13 protein-coding genes are annotated in these 12232 nt (G+C 58.5%); 6 read left to right on the forward strand and 7 right to left on the reverse strand.

The window, feature by feature from the left end; genetic code table 11:
- Positions 1–19: 19 nt before the first annotated feature.
- The 5 genes from bamJ (at position 20) to ACA056_RS07790 (ending at position 2728) form a co-directional block, all read left to right on the forward strand.
- A complete protein-coding gene (gene bamJ / locus ACA056_RS07770) occupies positions 20–736 on the forward strand; it encodes a BamJ family beta-barrel-assembly machinery protein (protein WP_033059101.1) in 717 nt (238 codons plus the stop codon).
- Between the two features lie 293 nt (positions 737–1029).
- Entirely contained in the window at positions 1030–1485 is a 456-nt protein-coding gene (locus ACA056_RS07775; RefSeq protein ID WP_497271663.1) for a YkvA family protein, read from the forward strand.
- A gap of 113 nt (positions 1486–1598) precedes the next feature.
- Positions 1599–1940 carry a helix-turn-helix domain-containing protein gene (locus ACA056_RS07780; RefSeq protein ID WP_123369006.1) on the forward strand — a complete coding sequence of 114 codons (342 nt, stop codon included), beginning with the start codon at positions 1599–1601 and terminating at the stop codon, positions 1938–1940.
- Complete coding sequence (locus tag ACA056_RS07785) at positions 1937–2308, forward strand: hypothetical protein (protein ID WP_003223109.1); 372 nt, start codon at positions 1937–1939, stop codon at positions 2306–2308. The genes ACA056_RS07780 and ACA056_RS07785 overlap by 4 nt, the downstream gene beginning before the upstream one ends.
- Positions 2309–2728, forward strand: coding sequence for an SEL1-like repeat protein (locus tag ACA056_RS07790; RefSeq protein WP_497271666.1), 420 nt, complete (start codon positions 2309–2311; stop codon positions 2726–2728). It abuts the gene before it with no gap.
- A gap of 54 nt (positions 2729–2782) precedes the next feature.
- Here the strand turns inward: ACA056_RS07790 and ACA056_RS07795 are convergent, their stop codons facing one another.
- Entirely contained in the window at positions 2783–4573 is a 1791-nt protein-coding gene (locus ACA056_RS07795; protein WP_497271668.1) for a bifunctional diguanylate cyclase/phosphodiesterase, read from the reverse strand.
- 149 nt (positions 4574–4722) lie between these two features.
- Positions 4723–6804, reverse strand: coding sequence for a carboxy terminal-processing peptidase (locus ACA056_RS07800; protein ID WP_497273500.1), 2082 nt, complete (start codon positions 6802–6804; stop codon positions 4723–4725).
- A 182-nt stretch (positions 6805–6986) separates the two neighbouring features.
- Here ACA056_RS07800 and ACA056_RS07805 point away from each other — a divergent pair, with 182 nt between their 5' ends.
- Positions 6987–7949 (forward strand): zinc-binding dehydrogenase, encoded by a 963-nt coding sequence (locus ACA056_RS07805; protein WP_497271670.1) that lies wholly within the window; start codon positions 6987–6989, stop codon positions 7947–7949.
- Between the two features lie 83 nt (positions 7950–8032).
- Here the strand turns inward: ACA056_RS07805 and ACA056_RS07810 are convergent, their stop codons facing one another.
- From ACA056_RS07810 to ACA056_RS07830, 5 genes are read right to left on the reverse strand one after another with little or no spacing between them, the layout of a single operon-like run.
- Positions 8033–8686 (reverse strand): HAD family hydrolase, encoded by a 654-nt coding sequence (locus ACA056_RS07810; protein ID WP_497271672.1) that lies wholly within the window; start codon positions 8684–8686, stop codon positions 8033–8035.
- Between the two features lie 34 nt (positions 8687–8720).
- The gene (locus ACA056_RS07815) at positions 8721–9710 is read right to left on the reverse strand and encodes an ABC transporter ATP-binding protein (protein WP_497271674.1); all 990 of its coding nucleotides are present in this window, start codon (positions 9708–9710) and stop codon (positions 8721–8723) included.
- On the reverse strand, positions 9707–10507 hold the full coding sequence (locus ACA056_RS07820; RefSeq protein ID WP_497271676.1) for an ABC transporter permease: 801 nt from the start codon (positions 10505–10507) through the stop codon (positions 9707–9709). The genes ACA056_RS07815 and ACA056_RS07820 overlap by 4 nt, the downstream gene beginning before the upstream one ends.
- Entirely contained in the window at positions 10494–11339 is an 846-nt protein-coding gene (locus ACA056_RS07825) for an ABC transporter permease (protein ID WP_497271678.1), read from the reverse strand. Before ACA056_RS07825 ends, ACA056_RS07820 begins: the two co-directional genes overlap by 14 nt.
- A complete protein-coding gene (locus ACA056_RS07830) occupies positions 11336–12142 on the reverse strand; it encodes an alkaline phosphatase family protein (protein ID WP_497271680.1) in 807 nt (268 codons plus the stop codon). Before ACA056_RS07830 ends, ACA056_RS07825 begins: the two co-directional genes overlap by 4 nt.
- Positions 12143–12232: the final 90 nt, after the last annotated feature.

A 12232-nucleotide genomic window follows, 5' to 3' on the forward strand; every position in this document is an offset into this window, starting at 1 on the left:
GCATGAACAAGGAAATAGCATGAAACAGCATCGGTTGGCGGCGGCGGTGGCCCTGGTAAGCCTGGTACTTGCGGGTTGTGATTCGCAGACCAGCGTAGAGCTGAAAACCCCGGCGCAAAAAGCTTCCTACGGGATTGGCCTGAACATGGGCAAGAGCCTGGCTCAGGAAGGCATGGATGATCTGGATTCCAAAGCCGTAGCCCAAGGCATCGAAGATGCCGTCGGCAAGAAAGAACAGAAGCTGAAGGATGACGAACTGGTCGAAGCCTTCGCAGCACTGCAAAAGCGTGCTGAAGAGCGTATGGCCAAAATGAGCGAAGAGTCGGCAGCTGCCGGCAAGAAATTCCTCGAAGACAACGCCAAGAAAGCCGGTGTAACCACCACCGCTTCGGGCCTGCAGTATGAAGTGGTCAAGAAAGCCGATGGCGCACAGCCTAAGCCGACCGACGTAGTGACCGTTCACTACACCGGCACCCTGACCAACGGCACCGTTTTCGACAGTTCCGTCGAGCGTGGCAGCCCGATCGATCTGCCGGTCAGTGGTGTGATTCCGGGTTGGGTCGAAGGCCTGCAACTGATGCACGTTGGCGAGAAGTACAAACTGTACATCCCTAGCGAACTGGCTTACGGCGCCCAAAGCCCAAGCCCGGCGATTCCAGCCAACTCGGTGCTGGTATTCGATCTGGAACTGCTGGCAATCAAGGATCCAGCAAAACAAGACGCCGCTACCAAGTAATCAGCGTCTGCTCTAAAAACCACGCCTCGCTTATGCGGGGCGTTGTTGCATCTGGCGTTCAGCAAAGGTAAACAAAGCGAACGGATGCTGTAGGCTGGAGTCATAGCCATTGAGGACGCCCGTGCTAGCCGCGCCAGAGCGCCAAGTCAATGAAATCTTGGGTTTTTTTATGTGAGTAAAAAACGCCCGATCTGAGTTGGGCCCTTATGAAACGGGGCTTTCAGCCATGAAAAGCAGCTCTGTTCACAAGGTTATCCACAATTTGTGTGGATAACATTTCAGTGGGAGGAAAAATGAAAACACCCTGGAGTTTCGCTCGTTTCCTGCCTCTGGCCGGACGCCTGCTCGCGCGTGGACGTTTGCCGACCTTGCTCTTCGCGGTGGCCAGCAAAGGTGCCAGCCAGGGTAACCGGCTGGGCAAACTCAAGGATGATCTGCGTCTGTTGCAGGCACTCTGCCTGGCTTACTGGCGCGGTGAGTATCGGGCCATCAGCCCCAAAGCCCTGATATCGGTCGTGGCTGGCCTGATGTACTTCCTCAGTCCGCTGGATGCCATTCCTGATTTCATCCCGGTGTTCGGCATGCTCGATGACATCGCGGTGCTGGCTTGGCTGATGAAAGTTCTCGACGATGAGCTCAACGCCTTCCGCGCCTGGCGCAAGCGTCAGTTGCCGGAAAAGCTTGCAGTGGTTGAACGCCTGCCCGATACCCCGGAACAACTTCAACTTCTGGGTCCGAAAAAAAACTGAACTGATTCAGTCTCATCCATAGATTGATACCCCCGCGACCTTGGCCGCTGTTAGGATTACACTTCTAGGGAAAAGTGCCGACTCGCTAAGTGTTGTTGTCCTACGGGGTAGTCATGGATATTCAGATAATTACACGCGAAGGAGAGCCCGAGTATGCGGTTCTGCCATGGGCTCAGTATCAGGCTCTACTAAAAGCAGCAGGCATCAATGAACAACCGCCGCGGGTCGCCCCAGAGCGTCACGCAGCAACACCAGACCAGATTCTTCCGGGTCTGGATCAACTACGCAGTTTGCGCGAAGGGAAGGGTATCGCCATCGAGGCGTTGGCCCGCACGGTAGGCATCAGCCCGTCTTATCTGGCCTTGATCGAAAGTGGCGAGCGTTTACCCGACGCTGCGATTCGCCGCAGCCTGGCCTGGGAATTGACGGTGCCCGGGTGGAGGGATGAATCGTGAGCGTACGCATCAGTCGTCAACATTGGGACGGGTTGCTGGGTGAGCTGGATCAGGCGCGCCGTCAGCGACATCTTTTGACCTATCGGGCGCTGCTGGAGCGTTTGCAATTGCCGACGCCGGCCATGCAAACCCTGACGGCGGCCCTGGAGCATCTGGCCGCGCTGGACGCCAAGGCCGAGCAGCCGCTGCGCAGCTCGCTGGTGATCAGCCAGGGCGCCAGTCGCCTGCCGCGTACCGGGTTCTTTGAGTGTGTCGAACGTCTGGGGCGATTCTCCGGGCCGTCCGATGGGGTGGCCGCAGCGTCCTGGCATGCCTCTGAAGTGGTGCGTGTGTTCGAATACGAGTACCCGGAATCGGCGGAGGCCTGAGTGTTTTTAAAACTCAAAGCGCGGGCCAGCTACTGTTTGGCTCGCCGCTTGTTTCACTGGTCATGGTTTATGCACCAACCGCGTGGCTGGAGCTGGCTCGAAGGCCAGTTCGCGCGCATGGCGAACCTGGGTGATGTTGGCGCCCAGAGCTTCTATGGCCACATCCTGACCTTTCGCGGCGTCGGCCTTGGGGCTCGCGAGGAGGGCGTGCGATTGCTGCGCCTGGCGGCGTTGGCGGGGGACGGCAAAGCGGCGTATCAAGTTGGCGTGATCAGTCTCGCCGGAACGCCGAGCAAGGCGCCGGATGCGGTTGAAGCTGCGCGGTTTTGGGAGATGGCCGCCAAAGCAGGGCATCCGTTGGCCGAGCTTAAACTGAAAGAGTTGGCGTCTCGCGGTTCCGAGGCGCCGCCCTCAATCTGAGTTGAATGATCGTTCCCACGCTCTGGTCTGCGTGGGAACGATCAAGATCAGTAATCACCGCTGCCCGACGAGCAATTCTTCTTCGACTCCAGGCACCGCCAGGCTATCAATCACATGCACGCTATACCCCGGCACATTCTTCGCGTGATGCTTGGCCTGCGATGCCATCTCCGCCAACTGGCTTGCATCGAGTTGTCCACAGGCCTGTGGATGTAAATGCACCACCCCAATCGACAGTGACAGCAATGCAAACTCCTGGCGCACACCCTGACGGTTTGGAGCAATGAAGCAGCCGGCTTCCAGGTGTTCGCTGCGATAAAAGCGTCGGCATTGGCTTTGGAAGTCGTCCAGCAACTGGTTCAAGCGTTTGCGCCAGTCTTCCGGGCCGAGTACCAGCAGGAAGTCATCGCCGCCGATATGGCCGACAAAGTCGCGGGAAGGGTCGACGCGATCATTCAGGCATTGCGCCAGGCACAGCAGGACTTCGTCCCCACGGCCGTAGCCGTAGATGTCGTTGAAGGGTTTGAAACTGTCGATGTCGACGTAGCAGATCACCGACTCCCGTTGCTGTTGCAGCAGTCGCGACAGGCACTGCTGGATCGGCACGTTGCCCGGCAGCAGGGTCAGCGGGTTGGCGTAACGGGCTTGCTGGATCTTCAGTTCGGTAATCAGTTTGAGTACGTCGATCACTCGGCCCAGTCCCAGGTAACCGCCGTTGAGGGTGATGATGAAGTCTTCCTCGATGCGTTGCCGCGCGCGACTGGTAATCAAGCGACTCACTTGTTGCAACGACTGGCTTATCTCAACGGCGAGGAAGTCATCACTCATTAAACGGCTGATCGGCTTGCGGGCGAACAGGTCGGTGGCAAAAGGTTTGAGCAGTACATCGGAGAGTGAATGTCGGTGGACGATGCCGCAGGGCTGACCTTGCCCGTCGAGCACCGCCAGGGAGTTCAGGTTGGCCTGGCGGCGAAAGGCTTCCAGGACGGAGGCGGTCGGGGTATCGCGACCCACTGCCGGTTGGTCGTTGAGCAGGGCGCTGAGGTCGCTGACTTCATCATTCAACGCCACCACTGTGCTTTCACGTTTGGGCATCAGGGCTCGGGCATCACGAGGTGGATGTTCCTGGGGGCGGCAGAGCAGATAACCCTGGACCAGATCGACGCCCATCTCGGTCAACACTGCGAGTTCTTCCGGTAACTCGATACCTTCTGCGATCACTTGTGCTCGTGAGGCCTTGGCGATTTGCAGGATCGAGCCGACAAATTCGCGCTTGAGGGCATCCTGGTGAATACCGTCGATGAAGTGTCGATCAATCTTCACGTAGTCCGGACGCAATTCGGACCACAGCCGCAAACTCGAGTAGCCTGCGCCCAGATCATCCAGAGCAATGGAAAATCCCATCGCTCGATAGTGATGCAGCGCGGCTTGCAGCAGCTCGAAATCGTCGGTCGGGGTCTGTTCAGTCAGTTCGATCACCACCTGACTCGGCGGTATGCCGAAATCCTGCAGCAGTTGCAGGGTGCGCCCGGGTTGGTGGGCGGCTTCGAGCAGGGATTCAGGGGAAACGTTGAGGAACAGTTTGCCGGGCAGTTGCTGCTCATTGAAGCGTCGGCAGGCGCTTTGACGGCAAGCGATTTCCAGCTCGCTCAGGCGGCCGGCCTGACGGGCGACGGCGAACAGTGCGAGAGGGGAGTGCAGCGGACTGTTGGAGGGCCCGCGACTGAGGGCTTCGTAACCGACAATACGTCGCTCAGAGAGGGAAATGATCGGCTGGAACAAGCTGTGCAAACCGCTTTGAGCCAGTATGGAACTCAAGGCACTCAGCTGTTCTGTGGTGGTCATGGCTTTCTCTGGCGATAAAAAAAGGACTGGGAGCACTCTCTTGGATAAAGAGGGGCTCCCAGTCCTTTATTTCACGACAGAATGATGACTGTATGATGACGCTCCGGAGAGCGTCAGCATTAAATTGCCATCATCTTGCTTGTAACCACTTAGTGCTTGGCTACCGCGGTATTGAGTTTCAGGTAGTCCAACAGAATCCGCCCGGTCTCGCTCAGGTAGGCATCGTCTTCTGGTTTGGTCTTGTCTGGCTCGGCCGCGATCGCGTCTTCGTCTTCTTTCTTCAGCTCTTTGAGCGGCTCTTCACCCTTGGCCTTGCGACGGATGTTTTCCATGGCAAGTTGCTTGGCTTCGATATCGGCGTGTTGTGCACGACGATCGGCTTCATTGAGGCTGACGGTTTTTTCCGCCATCAGTTTCTGCGCCAGGGCCAGTTTGTCGCGGATGAACACGAACTCCGCGTCTTTGGCCGAGCGTACGTCATGCTCGGACTTGAGCTGCGAGATGTACGGCTTGAACGGGTCGACCGCAGGCTTGATGGCCGCGCGGATGGTGTCCCACGGCATGGCTTCAGGCAGTGCGCTTTCACCGATTTCCTTGGTGTCGATGATCGACGGGTAATCGATGTCCGGCAGTACGCCCTGATGCTGGGTGCTCTGGCCGGAAACCCGGTAGAACTTGGCCAGGGTCAGTTTCAGTTCGCCATGGTTCAGCGGCTGAATGGTCTGCACGGTGCCTTTACCGAAGGTCTGGCCGCCGATGATCAACGCGCGGTGATAGTCCTGCATGGCGCCGGCAAAAATCTCCGAAGCCGAGGCAGACAAGCGGTTGACCAGCAACGCCATCGGCCCTTTGTAGAAGGCACCCGGGTTTTCATCTTCCAGCACATCGACCCGGCCATCGGCATTACGCACGAGAACGGTCGGACCTTTGTCGATGAACAGACTGGTCAGCTCGGTGGCTTCCTGCAGGGAACCGCCGCCGTTGTTGCGCAGGTCGATGACCACGCCGTCGACCTTGTCTTTCTGCAACTCGGTCAGCAGTTTCTTGACGTCGCGAGTGGTGCTCTTGTAATCCGGATCGCCTGCACGGAAAGCCTTGAAGTCCAGGTAGAAGGCCGGGATCTCGATGACGCCGAGCTTGTAGTCCTTGCCGTCCTGTTTCAGGTTGAGGACCGACTTCTTCACCGCCTGGTCTTCAAGCTTCACCGCTTCGCGGGTGATCGGGACGATCTTGCTGGTCTGGTCGTTCGGCGCATTGTTGGCCGGGATCACTTCCAGGCGCACCACGGTGCCTTTCGGCCCACGGATCAACTTGACCACTTCGTCCAGGCGCCAGCCGACCACGTCGACCATTTCTTTGTTGCCCTGGGCAACGCCGATGATCTTGTCGGCCGGTGCGACTTGTTTGGTCTTGTCGGCCGGGCCTGCAGGCACCAGACGCACGACTTTCACCTGGTCGTTGTCGCTCTGCAACACGGCGCCAATGCCTTCGAGGGACAGGCTCATGTTGATGTCGAAGTTTTCCGCGTTATCCGGCGACAGATAGTTGGTGTGCGGGTCGTAGGACATGGCGAAGGTATTGATGTACGCCTGGAAGATGTCTTCCGGACGGGTCTGGTCCAGGCGCGCCAATTGGTTCTTGTAGCGCTTGGTCAAGGTTTCCTGAATCTGCTTGGAGTCCTTGCCCGCGATCTTCTGCCGCAAGACTTCGTCCTTGACGCGTTTGCGCCACAGGTCGTCGAGCTCTGCGGTGGACTTGAGCCAAGGGGCGTCCTTGCGATCGACCAGCAAGGTTTCCTTGGCGGTGAAGTCGATCTTGTCGACGCCTTTGTTCAACTCGGCAAGGGCGAAGTCCAGACGCGCTTTGACGCGGTCCAGGTAGCGCTTGTAGATGGTGAACCCGGCATTCAGGTCGCCGCTTTTGAGGAAGTCGTCAAACTGGGTTTTCCACTTGTCGAATTCGGCAATGTCGCTGGCCATGAAGTAGCTGCGCGACGGGTCCAGCAGCTTGAGGTAGCTGTCATAGATGATCACGGAGCGCGCGTCATCGAGCGGCGGCTTGCTGTAGTGATGGCGCTTGAGCAACTCGACGACGTTCAGGCTGGCGATCACTTCGTCACGATCAGGCTGAAGCTTGTCCCAGCTATTGGCTGCAAACGAATTGGTCGACATCGGCAACAGACCGATACCAATGAATAGGGCTAGGGCGGTGCTGGGGAAAAAATGCTTCATGCTGATTCGACGCGGGGACAATTGATCACGCATATTAGGCCGTCTTTGAAGTCGCCGGTACCACTAGGCTCTGTACGAAAACTGCCTGCTAGCTTTCGTATAGGCCCCAGGGCCGGTCGCATAATGCAAGAAAGCCCGGCGCTACAGCTACGGGCTCAGTCCAGACTCACTATGGAGGCACTGTGAAAGCATTGCAAGGCGTTGAAGGTCAAGTGGAGTGGGTTGAAGAGCCCAGTCCTACATGCGATGTAGGACAAGTTCGGATTCGAGTGGCGGCTGCGGGTCTCAATCGCGCCGATTTGTTACAGAAGGCGGGTCTTTATCCGCCACCGCCGGGAGCCAGTCAGGTACTGGGTCTTGAGTGTTCGGGGGTAATCAGCGAGGTGGGGGCGGGCTCGTCCTGGCAAGTTGGGGATCGGGTTTGCGCCTTGCTGGCCGGGGGCGGGATGGCCGAGGAGGTAGTTGTCGACGGACGGCATGTGTTGCCGGTTCCCGAAGGTTTGTCCCTGGCTGAGGCGGCAGCGCTGCCGGAAGTGTATGCGACCGTTTGGCTGAATTTGTTTCAACTGGCTGCGCTCAAGCCGGGTGAGAAAGTTCTGCTGCACGCCGGAGCAAGTGGAATCGGTTCAGCTGCCATTCAGCTGTGCAAGGCGTTTGGTAATCCGTGCTGGGTCAGCGTCGGTTCCGCCGAGCGTCTGGCCTACTGCGAAGCGTTGGGGGCCCAAGGTGGGGTCGTGCGCAACGGGGATCTGGACAGCTTGAGCGACCTGGGGCCGTTCGATGTGATTCTCGACCCGGTGGGCGGCAACTACGCCGCGCTGAATCTGAAACTGATGGCGCTCGATGGTCGTTGGGTGCTGATCGGCCTGATGGGCGGTCGTGAGGCGCAGCTGGATCTGGCGCAGGTACTGGCCAAGCGCGTGCAGTTGCTGGGTTCTACCTTGCGCAGTCGCGACGAACAGTTCAAGGCGGATCTGTTCAGTGATCTCAGCCAACATGTCTGGCCGCTGTTTGCCGAAGGGCGTTTGAGCCCGCAATTGGCCAAGACCTTTCCGATCAAGGACGCCGAAGCGGCGTTTGCGGAGTTGGCGACTAATAAGGTGTCGGGAAAGCTGGTGTTGGTGATTGACGAAAGCCTGACCTGAGAACGCCGAACCTGTGGGAGCGAGCCATATGGCGAGGAGATAAATCCCCTCGCCATATGGCTCGCTCCCACAGGGAATTGGGGTTACTTCCAGAGATGGATCGGCCAGCCGGCCTTTTCTGCGTGTTCAAGCAGCACCGGATCCGGGTTTACCACGTGTGGGAAATCCACCTTCAGCAGCAACGGCAAATCATTACGTGAGTCGGAGTAGAAACTCGCGCCTTCCAGGTTTTCCTCTTCCGCATCCAGCCACTCCAGCAAACGCGTGATCTTGCCTTCGCGGTAGGTCAGCGTGCCAACGGTGTTGCCGCTATAAACCCCATGCGTCACTTCCAGCTCGATGCCGAGAATCTCGTCGATGCCCAAGCGATCGGCAATCGGCCTCACCAGATGCGTGCCGGATGCCGAAACCACCAAAATCCGGTCGCCGGCCTTACGATGGGCCGCAATGGCTTTGGTGGCGTCACTGAAAATGATCGGCTCGATGAAGTCTTCCACCCAAGGCCCGACCAAATGGTCGACCTCTTCCGGCGTGCGCCCGATCATCGGCTCCAGGCTGAAGGTCATGTACTCCTCCATGCGCAGCTTGCCGTGGCTGTAAGCGTCCATCAGTTCGTTGTTCTGACGCATGAACGACTCGGGATCGACCCATCCCAGGCGGCCCATTTGCTCGCTCCAAAGGGTGGCGCAGTCGCCGTGGATCAGGGTTTCGTCCAGATCAAAAATTGCCAGGGCCATCAGTGCGGTTCTCTCTTCAACATCAGCAAAGGCATCAGGCTACCTCACACAGGGCCGTCGGATCGATGGAAAGCGCCAGACGCTGACCATCGGGATGCAGATCGGCCGCCGAGCGGTTCAGCACATCCACCACCAATTCCACGCCCCGGGCTTCGACCCGGTAGCGAATCACGTTGCCCAACAGGCTGTGACTGCGGATTTGCGCGTCGAGTTCGCCGTTGAGGCTCAGCTCGATGGCTTCCGGGCGAATCGCGATGCGGTGGGTAATCGGTCGCTGCAGCAGTTTTGTGGCGCTGTCGGCGTCCAGCAGGTTGTAGTTGCCGATGAAACCAGCGGCAAACACATCCACTGGCGCGGTGTAGAGGGTTTCGGCATCGCCGCTCTGTACGATTTTCCCCTGATTCATCAGGAAAATCCGGTCAGACATGGTCAGTGCTTCTTCCTGATCGTGTGTGACGAAGATCGTGGTCAGGCCGAGTTCGCGCTGGATCTGACGGATCTGTTCGCGCAGGTGCTTGCGAATCCGCGCATCGAGGGCCGACAGCGGTTCATCCAGCAACAGCAGCCGTGGCCGAGTGACCAATGAGCGGGCGAGGGCGACTCGCTGGCATTGTCCGCCGGACAGTTGATGCGGATAACGCGCGGCGAAGTCGTTGAGTTCTACCAGTTTCAGTACTTCGGCAACACGCCTATGGCTGTCGTCGGCGTTTACCTTCTGCATGCGCAAACCAAAGGCGACGTTCTGCTCGACGGTCATGTTCGGAAACAGCGCGTAGCTCTGGAACACCATGCCGATCCCGCGTTTCTGCGGGCTCAACGGAACGAGGTCCTGACCATCGAGCAGGATTTTGCCGCCATCCACCGAGGTCAGCCCGGCGATGCAGCGTAGCAGTGTGGACTTGCCGCAACCGGACGGGCCGAGGAGGGTGACGAACTCACCCTTCTGGATCTCGCAGTTGATGTCGCTGAATACGGTGGTGCCTGAATAGTTTTTTTGCAGGTGTTGGACGCTGACATAGCTCATTCGCTTTTGTCCTTGTTCAAGATATTGGCCGCCCAGGTCAGAACCAGCACAAAGAAGAAGTAGGAAATCACCAGCGCACTGGTGAAGTGGCCGCTGGTATTGCGCATGTTGTTGAGGTAGACCTGCAGGGTTTCGTAGCGGGTCCCGACGAGGATGTTGGCGAACACGAATTCACCGAACAGGAACGAGAACGACAGCAGCAACGCCACCATCAAACCCTTGCGCAGGTTCGGTAGCACCACCAGGAATGCCGCTTGCCAGGTGCTGGCGCCGAGCAATTGCGCGGCGTCCATCAGGTCGCGCAGGTTGATCGCTTGCAGGTTGTTGGTGATCGCCCGGTACATGAATGGCAGTGCGATGGTGAAGTAGCAGCCAATCAGAATCCATGGCGTACCGACCATCGCAAACGGCCCGGAGCCATAGAGCTGCAACAGCCCTACCGAGGACACCACCGGCGGCACCGCGAAGGGCAGCAGGATCAGGATGTTCATCAGCGCATCGAGTCTGGGGAAGTGGTAATGCACCACGAACAGCAGCGGCAGAATCAGCACCACCGAGAGAATCAACGCGCCGACGCACACCAGCAACGACTGCCCGAAGGCATGCAGAAAGCGCGGATCGCTCCACAGCTGGATGTACCACTTGAAGGTAAAGCCGCTAGGCAGAATGGTCGCCGACCAGCTGCTGGCGATCGAGTAGATTAACGTCCCGACCAGCGGCAACAACAGAATGGCCAACAGCAAGTACACCACCACCCGGTGATAGACACCGACGGGGCCCAATTCAGCGCGAGACATGGTAGCTCCTCTTCAACAGCAGCTGATGCACGATGGTTACCAGGGTCATCAGCGCCACGAGCACCACGGCCAGTGCGCTGGCCAGGTTCGGATCAAGGGAAATGTCACCGGATACCATCGCCGCGATGCGGATCGGCAGCACGTTGAAGTTGCCAGTGGTCAACGCGTAGACCGTAGCGTAGGCGCCAAGGGCGTTGGCCAGCAGGATCACGAAGGTGCCGAGTAGCGCAGGCGTCAGCACCGGCAAACCGATGTGGCGCCAGAACTGCCAGCCGTTGGCGCCGAGCAGCTCGGCAGACTCACGCCAGTCTTCGCGCAAGGCATCGAAGGCCGGGTAAAGCAGCAGCACGCCCAATGGAATCTGGAAGTAGGTGTAGAGAATGATCAGCCCGGTTTTGGAATACAGGTTGAAATCCTGAATGATCCCGGCTTGTTTCAGCATGATCGTGAAGCTGCCGTTGAACCCCAGCAAAATGATGAACGCGAAGGCCAGGGGCACGCCGGAGAAGTTGCTGGTCATGTTGGCGAAGGCGTTGACGAAGTTGCGCAGTTTCGAGTCGACCCGGCGCAGGGAATAGGCGCCGAGCACCGCGATGACGATTCCGAATACGCTGGACCAGAAGCTGATCTCGAGACTGAGCTGGATCGCTTGCAGATAGAACTTCGAGTTGAAGATTTTGCTGAAGTTGGCGATGCCCCAACCGAACTCTTCCGATTGCAGGCTATTGATCATTACCCAGGTCAGCGGGGCGATCTCGAATACGATAAAGAACAGCGCGAAGGGCACCACGCACAGTGCCGCCAGCCATTTACCACGGGCAATGGAGTTCACTTGAGCAGCTCCCGGCAGACAGGTTTGTCGTGGGCCACGCCCAGCAGTTCGCAGACGGTGCCGCAGATGTCAGTCTGTTTCGGTGCGGCGCTGGTGTTGAAGCTAAAGGCGTCGCCAAGGACGAACAGCGGCACTTCGCGTTCTTCCGGCAGCAGGCCGTTGTGCGAACGGTCGTTGTTCATGCCGTGGTCGGCGGTCACCAGCACCTGATAGCCGGCGTCGAGCCAGGTTTGCAGGTAGTCGGCCAGAATAATGTCCGCCGAGCGGGCGCTGTTGCGGTATTGCGGGGTGTCGAGACCGTGCTTGTGCCCGGCGTCGTCGATGTTCATGGGGTGGATCAACAAGAAGTTCGGTGCGTGGCGCAGACGCAGGTTTTCAGCGTCGGTGAACAGGTGCGAATCCGGGTAGTGATCGCTCCAGTAGAAGTGTCCGTGCTGGATCGGCAGGTCGGGGTTGTCGGTGTGACGATCCCGTGCCGCCACGAAGGGCGAGCGGTTATACAGCTCGCTGACCCAGTGATAAGCCGCGGCGGCGGTCGTCAGGCCGGCATCCTTGGCGTAGTGATAAATGCTGCGCTGGTTGGACAGGCGCGAGACGTTGTTGTGGACGATGCCGCTCTCGATGGGCGGGACGCCGGTGAGGATGCATTCGTAAAGCGGTCGGGACAGGGCCGGCAGTTCGCACTCCAGTTTGTAGAGCGATGCGCGTCCTGCGCCAACATAAGCCTGCAGGTGCCCCATGGCGTGGCGTGCGACCTCAAAATTGAGGCCGTCGAGCACGACAAGGATGACGTTGTGCTTCATAGGGGCGGGACTCCGCAATACAGAGATATCTTCGAAACCTGTAGGAGCGAAAGCGGTCTTCCAGCCAACATTAATGTTGAATGTCAGTCC

Source organism: Pseudomonas sp. LBUM1666 (assembly GCF_059695775.1).